Consider the following 14,909-nt stretch of genomic DNA (forward strand, 5'->3'; position numbering starts at 1 on the left):
GGGTGCATCTCATTTTTGCAAATATCTTCGTAGGGGCGAAGCATGACCTCCGTAAATCTCTGCTTATTACTAATAAATTGCCTGCGGTCATGCTTCGCCCTTGCCACATTGAGATGCACCCTTGCATTCCTCACTTTTTTACCAGAAAGAATTGGTGGAAAGCTGGAACCATTTTAGGGAGAAATTAAAATCAGACGATTCATTATATCATGTCCGATAGATTGACCCAATAAGTAAAGTTTGTAGTGCGGACTTGGGTTCTCCGCATAAAGCGGACTACAAACAGTTTTTGTGATGGTAATCAACCGGACATGATATTACTCCAATCCTCGGACTTCCTTTGTTAAGTGCTATCAACCGATTCCTCAAAGATTGGTGCAATTGGAGTCTGCTACAAATTTAGTTGATGGCGATCGTGGTTGGAGTAAACTGTTCGACATTCAAACTGCACTATTTGTGGGTCAGACTCCATACTGCAAGGGGTTGAGGCAATAAAATTAAATCACTAACAGCTTAGTCCCCAATTTTTATCTGCTAGCTTGCTTCTGAATTTTGGGTTTAACAGCTTCGGAAGATTTGACGATCTTAGAAATGTCAGGTTTGATCAATTCTGGGAATGGTGGCTGAAGGTTGTGAACTTCGATATCCATTCCCAGCGGCAGAGGTGGAAGCTGGGGCAGGTCATTTTCCAAATCTTTGAGCCCCCTAGCACTTAGTGTTTCCACGATTTTCGGCATTTGGGGTATTTTGGCGGTTTCCAAACTACCGATCATTTTCGCCATCGCGAATTCTAGCTGAGAACCAGGGTCGATCGCCACCCAACCTTGGTCAGTCATTTGCCGGATCTCGAAGTGCAAGTGAGGCCCTGTAGACATTCCGGTACTGCCGACGCGCCCGATCGTATCTCCTTGTTTCACCCACTCTCCGGGTTTGACAAACAGTTCCGAAAGGTGTCCGTAGAGAGTTTCTTGAGACTTTTTGCTGTGGTTGAGCACCACTGTCAAACCGTAACCTCCCAACCAATCGGCGATCGCCACTTGACCAGCATAAGCCGCGAGCACCGGAGTTCCCATCGGGGCCCCCAAGTCTGTGCCGGTGTGAAACCTGCCATTACCGCTGAGCGGATGAGTTCGCCATCCAAATGCCGAAGTAATTTCTGCTGCAATAGATAGGGGAAACAGCAGGCTGGTGTTGCCATTTCCGGGCATTCCTAAAGGACGGGGCGTGAGATTGTAGTAAGCAAACCCTGTATTGCTGCCGCTGCTGACGCTAATGGCACCGACTTGCACGGGCCCGAGTCCCATGCTGGGCGAGCTAGCACCGCCGCCGTAAGATGCAGGGTTAGTAGAGTATCCAGCGCCTGCGGAGTACCCGCTGTCTGCGGAGTACCCGCTGTCTGCGGAGTATCCAGCGCCTGCGGAGTATCCGCCGTCTGCCGAGTAGGCTGGCGGTGCATAAGCTGATTGGGCCTGGTTTGAACCACCCCAAATCTGGTTGCTGATTGGTGGGACGGCTTGACCGACTTTGCCGCTGATACGAACGCTATTATTTTCGGCAACAGTTCCGGGAATAATGTTCGGTAGGCTCCCTGGAGTGTTCCCGGGCCCGCCCGCTGGCAGATTTTGAGGCTTAGGGGGTGCAATATAGGAGCTGCGGGCGATCGGGGTTTCGGGGCTGTAGCTGCCAGGATCGGCTTCTGCTGTGGCGGGTTCGTTCGCAGCAACAGGCCCGCACAAACCGCCAACTCCTTGTCCTGATGAGAGGGAACCTTCGCAGCCGGTCGATCGTTCTGCAAACTCGATGGTTGTTGGCGCTTCGTAGCCGCCGTTCGCGCCAGCACTGTAGTCTGTTGTGTCGGTTTCGGCGCGGGCTGCTGGGTTAACTGGCGCTTCAAAAGGAGGTTCCTGGGCTGTGGCTTCTGGAAGGGGAATCAGCGCAGGTTCTGGTAGATAAAATTGAGCCGGAGGTGTTTCTGTGACGTAATCTGACGCTGTGCTCGGAACTTCTGCTTGCGGTGCAGGGTCTGGTTGTGGCTGTATTTCGCTGGCTGTCGGCTGCGGGGGCGCTAGAGGAGCTTCAAATAGCGGCTGGAGCTCTGCTGCGCCGGGGACGGCTTGTTCTGCTGGCGGTGTTTCGGTTTGGGCCCAAACTATGCCTTTGCTGAGCAGTCCCAGACTGGCAAGGCAACCCAGTCCCACCAGCAGTGAGCGTTCGGACAAAAGGCGCGATCGGGTTTGGGCGCCTGTGGGGTGATTTTTTTGCTGTTTGGTGTTCAAAGGGGTTGTTATTTGCTTGTCTGGAAAGGGTTTCACGATTTTTTTTTCCCAACTCAACAGGGGGCGCAAGGAGATCGAATTTAGTGGGTTTGAAATTTGAGATGTAGTCCATACCAGATGGATTTGGCTCTCTAGAATCTTGCTCTCAAGTTTCGGGCTGCTCGCGACAGGAGTCGCAAAGCCAGTATCTTTTTTTGGGCGGGGTCTGGATCGAATCTATGGCAATCTTTTTCTATATACAGACTTAACTGATTTTACCGGGCTTGAGGCAATTTTTTTCGTGTCGAACCAGCTCGCAGCTTGTTGTGTCGAGTCGCCTTCCATATCTTAGTTTTTGCGATCCCGATCGCACCGATCCGCTGCGCCTGTGACCAAAAATAATTGGTTTAAAGCCAGAACCCTTGTAGGGAGAAATTAAAAAAAGACGATTCATTATTCCAATCCTTGGACTTCCTTCTTAGAGGTCGCCCTTCGAGGTCAACCCTTTGGCTTCGCTTGGGGGGCAAGCTGTCACAGGTCAACTGTCACAGGTCAACTGAATGAAAGTCACACTGATAATAGCGCTTTGGCGTTCGTGTCTGTTAATTAAGCTGCGGTCGATTCCACACATAAATCTATAGCCTTTCTCAGAAAGATCAGGTACGCATGGGCATGGGCCCCGGCCGGCCATGGGCCCCGGCCGGGCATAAGATTAGCGGGCATACCTCACTTTTTTGAGAAAGGCTGTATGTTTCAATCAATTATTCCCCAAAAGTCAAATTCTACCTCGCTCTGCCGATTTCCCTATCTGCCGGCAGCTCACCTCTGTTGGGTCAGAGAAAAACTACGCAGCCTCGGCTTGGTGGGTTAACTGCCGAGAAATCCCGGTTTTTTTGATGGCAGATATGGAATATTTAAACTTGGCTGGCAAAGTTGTCGATCGTTCACTACGAAGCTGTGGTGCATTTAAATTAGATATTTGGGGCGGGCCTTCGATCGCCTGCTCGACTCATCGTTTGATGATTTATTAACATACAATTTAAATACATAACAGCTTACAAGACAAGCTAATTGATCCGCTTGGAGAAGGATAAGTTTAATGACTGTAGCTGGCGATCGCGTGACAAATTTTCTTAATTCTGACGGCGCCGGACAACCTGAGGGGAGCAGTTGGCAGTGGCAAACCTCCGGAGGCTTGCCTTATCTAACTTGCAGCCTGCTGTCTCGGTGGTCTCACGGCTTTTTTACTCGCGATTTCTCGCCCTCGGGACCGATCGAACTCACGGAAGTTCTGGCGCCGGGAGCTGCGGTTTACCGCCTCCAACAGATACACGGCAATGCGGTACTCAAAACCAGTCAGTTGTCGCCCATGGTGGCGTCGGTACCGTCCACCGCTACCCCCACCTATGCAGAGGCTGATGGTTTGGTAGCTTCGGGAGATTTGGAGGCGCTGTGGGTTTGCTCGGCAGACTGCGTGCCGGTGCTGATTGCTGACAGCGGTACGGGACTTGTAGCCGCGGTTCACGCGGGTTGGCGCGGGACTGCTGCTAAGATATTACCAGAGGCGATCGCTCAACTTTTGGCAGCCGGCAGTCAACTAGAAAATCTGAAGATTGCTATGGGGCCGGCGATCGCTGGAGAGGTTTACCAGGTATCTGTGGAAGTGGCAGCGTCTCTTGGAGCGACGATTGCTCCGGAGAGTGCCGTTAGTGCGACAGCCGACGGCATCTGCGAGTTTTTGCACCAACTGCCAGAATCGCCCTTACTGACCGATCCGGAGCCGTCAAAGGTACGTGTGGATGTTCGCCTCTGCAATGTTCTGCAATTGCAACAATTGGGAATCGATCGCTCTCAAGTGGCGCTGGCTCCTGTTTGTACTTATTCTGACTCGGCTCGCTTTTTTTCCTACCGCCGCGATGGACTTAAAAAAGTCCAGTGGTCGGGAATTGTCAGCGCCAGCAGGACAAGTCCCTGCTGAAGGCCTTGGGCACCAGCTAAAAATTTAGACGGCAAAGGTAAAAATAAACATCTTTGAATAAATGATTTTTGAACTGCCAATGCCGAATTTATTCTACCTTTTGCCTTCGTAAGGTTTGCTGGTTCCTGTCTCAAAACACTAAAAACTAGCAGCAAAAATTTTGGGAAAGCGGCAAGAGCCCCCGCCCCGCTTTCCTCTCTTGTTAAGATTGCCCTATAACAAGAGCGTTCAGCGGGTTATTACAATGAGTGAGCCAACTCCCTATCAACTGCTTGAAGTCGATGAAGATGCTTCCTTTGATGAAGTGCAAGAGGCGCGCACGCGCAAAGCCGAGCAGTACAGCGGTGACAAGAAACGTTTGGAATCGATCGAGGCTGCTTACGACGCGATTCTCATGGATCGACTGCGCCAGCGACAAGAAGGTAAAATTAAAGTGCCAGAACGCATCCGCTTTCCTGAGCGCCTGACTCCGGCACCCGCTAGCTTTACTCCATCTCCTCCTACGGGCAGCCCAGCTTGGTTGCAGCGCCTGATCGATACTCCTAGTCGATCGGACATTTTGTGGCCGGCCGGGGTATATGCGGGATTGGGCGGACTGAGTATTTATCCGGCGGCTAATGATTCTTTACTACAGTTGACTCTGGCTCTGGGAGTCGGCTCTTGTCTTTATTTTGTTAATCGCAAGGAACAAAAATTTGGTCGGGCCGTGCTGCTGACTGTGGCTGGCTTGGTTATAGGTTTGGTACTGGGAGGTCTTATGGGCCCTTTGCTCGGTACGGCATTTATCACAACAGAGAAATTTATCGCTTTGTTTACGTTTTTAATTCTGTGGCTGGTCAGCGGTTTTCTGCGATAGTCATTAGTTATTAGTCATTAGTTATTAGTCATTGGTTATTAGTTATTAGTTATTAGTCATTAGTCCTGCCGTCAGCAACTAATAACTGTGAAACTACAACTTCGGACAAATCAGCTCAGCTAACAATTAATAACTAATGACTGAGTAGGTTGACATCAATAAATGTCCTGAAGTGTGATGGCGAGCAACGCTCTAGGGAGCGCTCTGTTATCAAAGCAGTCAGAAAGACTTGGACTGCTTTGTCGATCGCAATCAGCAACAGATATTGCCACCTCATTAATAACTAATGACTGATAACTGATGACTGAGTTCTTGGGACAACGGTAATGACTGATGACCCGACGACCGGCTTCGGCTACGCTGGCTCATAAGTCGCCCAAGTGTGAGCTTCGACTGCGCTGAGCTTGGGCGGGTTTCGGCTACACGGTAACTGAGCGTTGCCTTGTAGTTCAACCACAAGTCGAACTACAAGGCAACGCTAATGACCGCAGGACTGCTGTTGGCGAGCTGTTGAAGTGCTCGCACTCCTGACGGCCCGACGGCCAGACGGCAGGACTAATTTTGATTAGATAAAATCATTTCAACTGCTTCGCTCAAATTGTTGGCAATTAAATCTGGTTGGTGCATTTCTAGTTGGGTGCGATCGCGAATTCCGCACAAAACACCAATTACCTTGACACCGTGGGTTTTCGCTGCTACGATATCCGCCTCGGTATCCCCCACCATCCAAATGTCAGAAGCTGGCGGCAGTTCGGCTAGAGCTTTTGCCATCAGCAGGGGCTTATCTTTAACATCCCCAGTTTTGACGTAATCGTTGGGGAGGCAATAGCGGCGGTTTTCTGGGAAAAATCCCCCTAAATGACAGCGGGTGAACGCTTCGTCTAGTTCCCTGACGCGGCGCATAGTCATGACGGCTAAGTCTACTCCAGCACGCTGCACCTTCTCCAAGGTTTCTACGGCGCCCTGAACAGGTCGATCGTAAATCAGGTAGGGGAGAGTGTGGACAGTTTGACGCCGTTTTTGGGCAAATTCCACGGCTTGGGCTGCATCTAGGCCTGACAAGATGCCGATTTCTGTTTCGGGAACCCGCGCCCGCTTCATGTCCCAAAACTCGGTTTTCGGTAGCTCGGAGACTGGTTGATCGTCGCGTTGAGTCTCGGCCAGACACTGCTGGTAAACTCGGTAGTAGCGATCGGACACGTCCATTATTGGGCCGTCAAAGTCGGTAATAAGTCTCAGCATTTACCAGAGTATTTTTAAGATTTTCTACAAATTGTTCAAGATTATATCAATTAAAGGTAACAGCTTTTTTTGCGAAACTTGACACAAATACCCCGAGGATGTAATGTTTATATAAATGGTGCTAATTAAAGGAAACAGTTAAATTAAACTGTGCTAACCCTCCAATGTAGCGGTGGCAACCAATATCAGGGAATCTACAATTTAAGATGTGCTGCACAAATAGTGTTCGCCGCTACCTATTGTTAATAAATCTAAGTCTAAATCCAGGCTGCGTTTGACTGCAATTGCTCAAAAAAAAATAGTCAAATTAATATTTTTTATTTGTTGTGCAAATCAGTAAAAAAATTCTGGGAAAATCTCAAGTTTACTGTTTCGATAAATGAGCGATCGGTAACACTTGTAGGTATTCGCCCGGACAAAAATTATCTGAAAAATATCAGTCAAACACCAACTAATTTTATCTGCTAATTTGAGAGTGATGCTCTATAATAACAAGATGCTTTCAACATTAAGTTTAGAGAGCAGCCAGAGAAGTATTAATATCCTTCTTAGTAAGCTGTTATCCTTACGCAGTCTTGAATATTTGGTAGTCGATCGGAAACTTGAAATTCAAGAAATTTCTTTGAACGTCCAAAATTTTGCCGACATTCCTGAGGAAGTAAGCAAAGGAAAAGATGTGCGCGAGAGTTTTCCCGAACTGATCGGACTTGAAGAAATCCTGGAAGATATAATTCAAGGACGAAAGCAAGACTTTCAGTTAAACTCAATTACTAGAGTGCTCAAAGACGGGTCTTATTTGTATATAAACTTGTGCATTTTTGGTAGTAAGGAATTAGCAAATACCGATAAATTAATAATATTATGCGAAGATGTGACCCGCAGGATATCAGCTCAGCAAAACATAGTTCAGGCAGCTAACGAGAACAGTATGAAACTCGATAATTTAGCGGCAGATAGTGACTATATTGACAAAATAATTAACTCCCTAGGCGATGTTTTGTTGGTAACAGCAACATCGGGAAAAATCAAAAAAGTCAATCAAGCAGCGCAAAAATTATTTGGATATACCGAATCGGAATTTATCGGCAAATCGATATCAATGATTACGGCTGACGAGGAATTGTTGCGCCAAGTCAGCCAGCTACCTGCGGCACTTAAAAATGAATCTTGGCATCAAGTAAAAGTAGTTTGTAAAACTAAAATAGGTTTAAAGTTGCTTCTCGCATTCTCCTGCTCTACTTTCGAGACCAGCATCACAAGCAAATATGCAGATAGCGATGCCATAAAGGATTTTGTTTATATTGGCAGAGACATTACTGAGCAACAGCGCATAAAAAATCGTCAAAAAGCACAGTATGCTGTGACTCATATCCTGTCAGAATCAAGTTCTGTAGAGCTCGCAACTCCGAAAATTATCCAAGCTATTTGCGAAAATTTTGGGTGGGATATTGGTGAGCTTTGGACGCCCGCAGATGGGGAGAAAGAAACTATATTGGCCCAGACCAAAAAATGGGAAAAACAGCCACTTTTGAGCCTGCCTCTTTGCTGTCCCATCGAAGAAACTCCTTGTTTGTGGCGGCTGGGAGTTTGGCCGATGATGCGGGAAGTTAGCGAGTTTGCCGAAAAAGACCAGCGGATTACTTTTGCTCCCGGTGCGGGTTTACCCGGAGGTGTTTGGCGGAGCGGATCTGGGCAATGGATTACGGATATTGTAGCCGATCGCGATTTCTTGCGATCGGGCTTGGCCGAAGAAGTAGGACTGCGATCCGGAGTCGGTTTCCCCATTCACGCTAGCGGTCAAATTGTCGGAGTAATGACTTTTTTTTCCCGGGAAGAACTGCCACCAGATGAAGATTTGCTGCAAATGATGGCTGCTGTCGGTTCTCAATTAGGGCAGTTTGTCAAGCGAAAATCTGCCGAGCAAGAATTGCAAGCAGCCGAAGCTTCTATCCGATTTTTGTACGAACAAGAAAAACGGCAAAGTGAAGAATTAGCTCGCAAAAATTTCGCCCTAGAACAAGCAAAATTAGAATTAGAAGCAGCTAATATGGAATTGCAGCGGCTGGCTGCGGTGGATGGATTGACTCAAATTCCCAACCGCCGCTGTTTTGACCAAACATTGAAGTTAGAATGGCAGTGTATGGAGCGAGAGAAAAAGCCGCTGTCTTTAATTTTGTGCGACATCGATTTTTTCAAGCTTTATAACGATCGTTACGGGCATCAAGGAGGCGACGAATGTTTAAAACAAGTGGCCGAGATTTTAGATCGCAACGCTCAGCGGGGGGGATATTTAGCCGCCCGCTACGGTGGCGAAGAATTTGGGCTAATTTTGTCGCAGACTGATGTGAAAGCAGCCATGGGGGTAGCTGAATTAATTCGCAGGGATTTGAAAGCTGCGGCAATTGTTCATGCTGATTCCAAGGTAAGTAAGTTTGTAACTCTCAGTATCGGCACAGCTAATGTTGTGCCTGTTGATGGATTATCGATTCATTGGTTAATTAGAGAAGCGGATCGCGCCCTGTATCGAGCTAAACTAGAAGGGCGCGATCGGATTATTTGCGCAGGCTCGAAAATAGAATGTCAGGGCCCGAAAGGAGTATTTTCTGATGATTGTGAGAGAAGCTAACATTGCTGACGCACCTGCAATTGCAGTGGTTAATGTAGACACATGGCGGACAGCTTACCGAAAAATTGTACCCGCAGATTACCTCGCGAGTATTTCCTATGAAAAACGAGAAACCAACTGGCAAGAAATCCTCTCAAACGTTAAAAATACTGGAGATTTTGTCTGCGTTGCTGAGAATGACTCCGGACAAATTGTGGGTTTTGCTGCTGGTGGTTGCGAGCGCACGGGCAAATATGTTTATCAAGGAGAATTATTTGCTCTCTATATTTTGGAGAGATATCAGCGTCAAGGAATCGGACGAAAACTGGTGCGAGCAGTTGCCACAAAATTAGCCGAATCAAGTTTTAATTCCCTGATGGTTTGGGTACTGGGAGACAATTCTGCTTGCAGGTTTTATGAGTTTTTAGGAGGTAAAAAAGTGGATGAACAACAGACAAGCAGAGCAGGAACTGCGCTCAAAGAAATTGCCTACGGGTGGACAGATATTTCAGTGCTGGCAAAGATTTGAGCGGCAATTAAAGGTATCTGGCAGCATCGGAATCATGTTATTTGGCGAGTTATATAAACTCGTAAAACAACATGATTTCGCAAGCTTTCGAGTTGATTTTCGACGATTCAAATATATAATTCAGATGCAGCAAACGATATTATAACCATCGCTACTAACGAAAAAATTAGGGTTTTTAAATTGTTTGTGTCTTGGAAAAATATTTAACCAGACTTGATATCGAGGCTCAAACTTCCTCGCTTCATTTGTTCCCGTTCAATTGCCTCAAACAAAGCGCGAAAATTCCCAGCCCCAAAACCTCCAGCTTGTACTTGTTTGCCGTTAACAAAGGTAGCTCGGCGCTCGATAATCTCGAAAAAGAAAGTCGGTTCCGCAAAAATTGGTTGAGTAAAGATTTGCAGGAGCATCGCAGCGGGACTATCTTCTTGCCAATCTGCCAAAACTTCAGAAGCTGCAATTGCTTGCCAATCGGCAGGTAAATAGTTTTGTCGCTGTCGCAATTGCGAGTAATATGTTGGAGGAACAGGTAGAAAAGGCAAACCGCGCGATCGCAAGTCTGCAACAACACTTACAATATCAGCAGTTTGCAAAGCCATGTGCTGAATTCCCGGCCCCCGATGGGCACTCAAAAACTCTTGAACTTGAGAATTAGCCGATGCCGGTTCATTAATCGGGAATTGCACCCCACCATCAGCATGAACCATAACTTGGCTGCGCAAAGCCGATTTCTCAGTCTGAATGTCAAAATTTTGCTGAGGCTCAAAACCTAATATTTTTTGATACCAGCTAACAGCACTTAACAAATCGCCAGATTCAACATTTAAAACTACGTGGTCTATCGTAGCAAACAGCGGCAGCTTAGAAGAAGTCGGTAGCAGTGAATTCTCGCCGATGCGCTCAACCAGCGTGTGGCTTAAATCTCCCCAACCAGCGATTTTGGCCCGTTTAAAACAGCCTGCTGCTGTTAGTTCTTCTTGAATTGGTTCCAAGATTGTCGCGCCCGCAGCGGCCGCTCTAGCTACCGCTAATTCAATATCTTTTACCCGAAAACCCACATCGGCAATCCCGGGAGGATGAAACTTCAACCAACTAGCAGCGGGACTAGCCACTGTCAGGGGCGAAGATAAAACAAAACATACGTTTGCGCTACTGACAATTTCAGTGCGAGTCTGGCTGTTGCTATAACCTGCTGTTGATTGAAAGCCTAAGTGGCTGACAAACCAGTCGCTGGATATTTTAGCATTTTCTACGTAAAACTGAATGCGATCGAACTCCATAATCAATAATTGAAAATGGAAAGTGAAAAGTTTAAGATTCCCAAGTTTTCAGTGGAAAACTGCCAGGGAGAGAGGGAGATATGGATATTTTGCATTTATTTTTTGTGCGCTCGCTTAATAATAACGTAAAACTTGAATATCCTCACTCCCTCTGAAGGCAGAAATATATTTGCAGTTAAAGGAAACCTGGTATGTGAGAGCGCTAGAATATTGTAGCTGAGCCATCGCAACTAGGACTTAGACCAATAAATGATTTGAGGCGCTACTAAGTATCGCTCTCGGCGCGCAGAGTACAGGCTAACTCTAGGGTTTCGGCACAAGTTTTAGCGCCTAAAAATGTGATAATTTTTCTAGCCCTGACCGGCCACTAGCTACTGCTCAATAATTTGAAAGCTGTGATGAATCGCTAAAAGAACAAATGACTTTCCGGCTGAATGTTAATCTCCATCGGCACAGCTTGCGGGTCTGACGAAAGAGCAAACATAATTGCATTTGCAGCGGTTTCAGTAGTCAGCATTTTTGACCTGTCTACCTTCAAACTCACATTATCCCAAAAGGGAGAATCCACCCCACCAAAATAGAATAGCGTAAATTTAATCCCGTAGCGCCGCAGTTCATCTGCCATGCACTTGCTGAAACCAACTACTCCAAATTTTGAAGCGCAATAAGCTGTTCCCATTGCCATCGAATGCTTGCCCAAAATCCCGATGACATTGCAGATGTGACCGGATTTGCGGTCTTTCATTACATTAGCGGCTGCTTGAGACGTGTAAAAACTGCCTTTCAAGTTCAAGTCAAGCATCGCATCTAAATCAGCGGGTTCTAATTTGTTCCACTGCTTGAGAATTCCGGCACCCGCGGCATTGACAAGAGCATCAATTTGTCCGAAATGCCCCACAGCTTTTTGCATCAGCGTCTCGACTTGTGGCAAATTGGTGATGTCTGTCGGCACGCACAACACCTCTGTTGCTGAAAGCTCGCTAGCTAAAGCGTCTAATTTACTGCTATCTCTGGCGGCGAGGACTAGCGTCGCACCTGCACTAGCAAGTTTGCGAGCCACTGCTGAACCGATGCCCCCAGTCGCACCCACCACAACTACAACTTTGTCCTGCATATCCCTTTACATTTCTTTACGTCCAGATTGTATGATAACTCAACTTGCTGGTAATGGGTCATTGGTCATTGGTCATTGGTCATTGGTAATGGGTCATTGGTCATTGGTCATTGGTCATTGGTCATTAGTCATTGGTAATTGGTCATTGGTCATTAGCTAGAAGGAAGAATCAGGCTTAGTACATTACCAATTACCAATTACAGATTACCGTGACTCATCTCATAATTGCTGTTTGATAATTAATTTAGGGAAACTTGCCAGCCTTTATCGGTTTTTTTTAGCTGTAGAGAATTGCAGGATTGCAAAAATTTAGGAAACTTGCGACCGAGATTAAATTCCTTAATTATTTGGGTGATTTGTTTGCCGTATTGTCGGTGAAATTCGCTGCCTACGTTGGAGAGAAATACAGAATTTTCAGGAGAATTACCGGTTAAGTCGCTAACTATTTTGACTAAAGCTTTTTCCAACTCTTCTAGAGAATTAATGTCTGTTAAGGTTGCAGGTGCTGCTGGGGTGGTTTTTAGGATTTCTTTGCTAAGTATTGGTTGCGATGATAATTTTACGTCAAAGAGAGTGACATAAGTTTGAGAACCTTCTGAGGGTTTGTGAACGACAAACTCGGTCGGATATTTGAGAAAAATATCTCTGGTTTTACTGCCAATCATTTGCTCGGCAACTACTTGATTGAGAGGGAAACCATAATTGTCCCTAAATAACGCTGAAAGTGTAGAAAGTTTGAGCCACTGAGCTGAAGTGCGTTCTTGCTCTTTTTTGATTAATTCTTTGAGCTGAATAATTAATTTTTCTACTGGTGTAATTTCCGGTACTGTTACCAGGGAATGGGTTTCGACTTGTCCGGTGTGGCTGTTTAAAACTATGATTTTATCTATTTGCTTGCGGACTTGAAAGACGGTTAATCCGTGGGATTGCAGGGTATTGCTGAGGTGGGTGAGGGCGCGATCGGACGAACAGACAAAAATCTCCTTGGCTGTGGGATAATGTACGAAAATCGATGCGCCGACTGTCGCCATTTTTAAGTCGGCACTGTCTTTACCGGGAGGGACGTGAATCAGTTGATAGCCGCGCTGGTGAAATTCGGCATCTTTCTTCCCCATGCTGCGCCAGTTGGCAAAAGCAACTTTGATTTGGATGGGATAGTGGCAAATTCCGTCTAGGAATTTTTCGGTTTCGATGTTGAGTTGCAAGTTTTCGACATCTAGCAGCAAAATAGCAATGCCGACAGTTGGCGAATTTGTTTGATTGGCGGTGGGAGTTAGAGATTTTGGGGAAACAGAGTTTGTTGATGGGGCTGGTGCTGTTTCCGATAGCGCTAGCTGCTGAATTTTGGCAAATAATTTGCTGAATTGAGGTGAATTAACGAATTCAGGAATCAGGAGAATTTGGAGGTATTTTTGGGCAGTCAGCAGCAGGGAATCTGTATCGGTGGCTACTTTGAAACTTTTGGTCAATTTGGCAATCAAAATTGACTGAAAATCAGGTTTCCCCCAGGCGGTTTTCCTGTATTTTTCAGCTATCCATTCGGGATGTTGTTCCTGAATAGAAATTAGTGTTTGAGCGATATAGCAACTGATGGCGCTGAATGCGCCAGATTCTGGAGTCGCTAGCAAGGAAGTTCGATGGGGCATGGCCCTCTACAATGCGGGATGGTGTCTCAATCTATCATAATGTTACTTTCTCCCCGGCAGTCGGACGATCGCCCGCCAAATTAAACCGGCACCAATTAACGCCAGCCCTGTCAGCCAAATTTGCTTCTCTACCCAGAAAGCCAGAAACAGACACGAAGCCAAGCCCACCCAAGCCAACCACTGGGGGTAAAGCCTTTCGGCGGGGGATAGTTGCAGGGCGGCTGTGTTGGTGATAGCGTAGTAGATCGAAACGCTAAAAGCACTAAACGACCAAGTGGTTTTGACATCAAAGATGAGGATTAAAAGTGCGATCGTAATTTCGACAACCACAACAGCCACATAGGGAGTTGTCCCCGCAGGATTCAGTCGCGCCAAGATTCTCGGCATATCCAACCGTCGCCCCATCGCCAGCCAGACGCGCGACAAGCCTAAAATTAAGTTGAGCAAGACGGACAGCATAGCAGTAATGGCGCCGACGGCTAGCAGTTGCGAAACTCCGGGAATTCGGAAACTGCGGGCGATGATTTCCAAGGGTGCAGCAGCGGTTGCGGTTTGTAGGGACAATTTATCAATGTTCCCCGCGCCTGCGATAACTATTGCTACCGCCACGTAAAGCACCATTGTCAGCACCAAAGTTAAAATTATGGCTTTGGGAATAATTTTGCTCGGTTCCCGCACTTCCTCGCTCATGGTGGCGATGCGGCCGTAACCGGTGTAGGCGACAAACATTAGGGCAGTGGCGTGGAGGATAGAGCCGATCGAGCTATCATTCTGTAAACTGGGCATTTCCCACCTTACCTCTGGCAAACCCGCAGCAATAAACACAGTCAGAGATAAGAGTGTAACTGAGACTATGGCAGTATTGGCAATTTGCGATCGCCTGATTCCCATCAAGACAATTAAACTCAAGGCTGCGAGGGCGATTAATGCTGTTAAGATATGGTAAGTGCGATCGACAACACCAACTGCATTTAAAAAATACCCTGCAAAACCCAAAGCAGCAGTAGCAGCCGAAGCCGTTTTAGCTAAAAGAAACATCCAGCCGGCAGTAAAACCCAGCCAAGGATTGAGATATTTGTAACCATATTCATAAGTACCACCGCTAACAGGGTGACTCGCCGCCAACTGAGCACTGTTAAGACCATTGCACACAGCAACAAAAGCAGCAACAGCCACAGCCCAAATCACTCCCTGCCCCGCAATTTCTGTCGCAATTCCAATACTCACAAATACTCCCGTACCCACAATAGAGCCGAGGCCCATGAGAGTTGCACCGAAAACACCCAATTCTCGCTTTAAAAGTGGGGGAGACATATAAAAATAGTTCGTAGTCAGGACTTGAGTCCTATCAGGTTCGTAGTCAGGACTTGAGTCCTATCAGGTTCGTAGTCAGGACTTGAGTCCTAT

11 protein-coding genes are annotated in these 14,909 nt (G+C 46.8%); 5 read left to right on the forward strand and 6 right to left on the reverse strand.

Features of this window, described 5'->3' with window-relative positions; all coding sequences use genetic code 11:
* Positions 1-527: 527 nt before the first annotated feature.
* Positions 528-2,312 (reverse strand): peptidoglycan DD-metalloendopeptidase family protein, encoded by a 1,785-nt coding sequence (locus QT974_RS11995; protein WP_333468705.1) that lies wholly within the window; start codon positions 2,310-2,312, stop codon positions 528-530.
* An 848-nt stretch (positions 2,313-3,160) separates the two neighbouring features.
* On the opposite strand from QT974_RS11995, the gene QT974_RS12000 reads away from it, so the two are divergent.
* The 3 genes from QT974_RS12000 to QT974_RS12010 all read left to right on the forward strand — a co-directional run bounded on the left by QT974_RS12000 (position 3,161) and on the right by QT974_RS12010 (position 5,089).
* Positions 3,161-3,286 (forward strand): hypothetical protein, encoded by a 126-nt coding sequence (locus QT974_RS12000; RefSeq protein WP_333468706.1) that lies wholly within the window; start codon positions 3,161-3,163, stop codon positions 3,284-3,286.
* A 68-nt stretch (positions 3,287-3,354) separates the two neighbouring features.
* A complete protein-coding gene (gene pgeF / locus QT974_RS12005) occupies positions 3,355-4,233 on the forward strand; it encodes a peptidoglycan editing factor PgeF (RefSeq protein ID WP_333468707.1) in 879 nt (292 codons plus the stop codon).
* A gap of 244 nt (positions 4,234-4,477) precedes the next feature.
* Entirely contained in the window at positions 4,478-5,089 is a 612-nt protein-coding gene (locus QT974_RS12010) for a CPP1-like family protein (RefSeq protein WP_333468708.1), read from the forward strand.
* A gap of 555 nt (positions 5,090-5,644) precedes the next feature.
* Here the strand turns inward: QT974_RS12010 and QT974_RS12015 are convergent.
* A complete protein-coding gene (locus QT974_RS12015; protein ID WP_333468709.1) occupies positions 5,645-6,331 on the reverse strand; it encodes an HAD family hydrolase in 687 nt (228 codons plus the stop codon).
* A 496-nt stretch (positions 6,332-6,827) separates the two neighbouring features.
* Here QT974_RS12015 and QT974_RS12020 point away from each other — a divergent pair, with 496 nt between their 5' ends.
* A complete protein-coding gene (locus QT974_RS12020) occupies positions 6,828-8,957 on the forward strand; it encodes a diguanylate cyclase domain-containing protein (RefSeq protein WP_333468710.1) in 2,130 nt (709 codons plus the stop codon).
* Positions 8,938-9,465: a GNAT family N-acetyltransferase gene (locus QT974_RS12025; RefSeq protein WP_333468711.1), complete on the forward strand. Its 528-nt coding sequence runs from the start codon at positions 8,938-8,940 to the stop codon at positions 9,463-9,465. Before QT974_RS12020 ends, QT974_RS12025 begins: the two co-directional genes overlap by 20 nt.
* 203 nt (positions 9,466-9,668) lie before the next feature.
* Here QT974_RS12025 and hppD read toward each other — a convergent pair whose 3' ends face one another.
* The 4 genes from hppD to QT974_RS12045 all read right to left on the reverse strand — a co-directional run bounded on the left by hppD (position 9,669) and on the right by QT974_RS12045 (position 14,816).
* Positions 9,669-10,742, reverse strand: a complete 1,074-nt coding sequence (gene hppD / locus QT974_RS12030; protein WP_333468712.1) for a 4-hydroxyphenylpyruvate dioxygenase — start codon at positions 10,740-10,742, stop codon at positions 9,669-9,671.
* 406 nt (positions 10,743-11,148) lie between these two features.
* Positions 11,149-11,856 carry an SDR family oxidoreductase gene (locus tag QT974_RS12035; protein ID WP_333468713.1) on the reverse strand — a complete coding sequence of 236 codons (708 nt, stop codon included), beginning with the start codon at positions 11,854-11,856 and terminating at the stop codon, positions 11,149-11,151.
* A gap of 239 nt (positions 11,857-12,095) precedes the next feature.
* Positions 12,096-13,502 carry an OST-HTH/LOTUS domain-containing protein gene (locus QT974_RS12040; protein WP_333468714.1) on the reverse strand — a complete coding sequence of 469 codons (1,407 nt, stop codon included), beginning with the start codon at positions 13,500-13,502 and terminating at the stop codon, positions 12,096-12,098.
* Positions 13,503-13,544: 42 nt separating this feature from the next.
* Entirely contained in the window at positions 13,545-14,816 is a 1,272-nt protein-coding gene (locus tag QT974_RS12045) for an APC family permease (protein WP_333468715.1), read from the reverse strand.
* Positions 14,817-14,909: the final 93 nt, after the last annotated feature.

Origin of the sequence: Microcoleus sp. BM001215392 (assembly GCF_036700185.1) — a bacterium.
Lineage (GTDB): Bacteria > Cyanobacteriota > Cyanobacteriia > Cyanobacteriales > Microcoleaceae > Microcoleus.

Coding starts and splice junctions, on each gene's coding strand:
- QT974_RS12035 (WP_333468713.1), bottom strand. CDS start 11,856: ATGCAGGACAAAGTTGTAGTTGTGGTGGGTGCGACTGGGGGCATCGGT.
- QT974_RS12045 (WP_333468715.1), bottom strand. CDS start 14,816: ATGTCTCCCCCACTTTTAAAGCGAGAATTGGGTGTTTTCGGTGCAACT.
- QT974_RS12040 (WP_333468714.1), bottom strand. CDS start 13,502: ATGCCCCATCGAACTTCCTTGCTAGCGACTCCAGAATCTGGCGCATTC.
- QT974_RS12010 (WP_333468708.1), top strand. CDS start 4,478: ATGAGTGAGCCAACTCCCTATCAACTGCTTGAAGTCGATGAAGATGCT.
- QT974_RS12000 (WP_333468706.1), top strand. CDS start 3,161: ATGGAATATTTAAACTTGGCTGGCAAAGTTGTCGATCGTTCACTACGA.
- pgeF (WP_333468707.1), top strand. CDS start 3,355: ATGACTGTAGCTGGCGATCGCGTGACAAATTTTCTTAATTCTGACGGC.
- QT974_RS12015 (WP_333468709.1), bottom strand. CDS start 6,331: ATGCTGAGACTTATTACCGACTTTGACGGCCCAATAATGGACGTGTCC.
- QT974_RS12020 (WP_333468710.1), top strand. CDS start 6,828: ATGCTTTCAACATTAAGTTTAGAGAGCAGCCAGAGAAGTATTAATATC.
- QT974_RS12025 (WP_333468711.1), top strand. CDS start 8,938: ATGATTGTGAGAGAAGCTAACATTGCTGACGCACCTGCAATTGCAGTG.
- hppD (WP_333468712.1), bottom strand. CDS start 10,742: ATGGAGTTCGATCGCATTCAGTTTTACGTAGAAAATGCTAAAATATCC.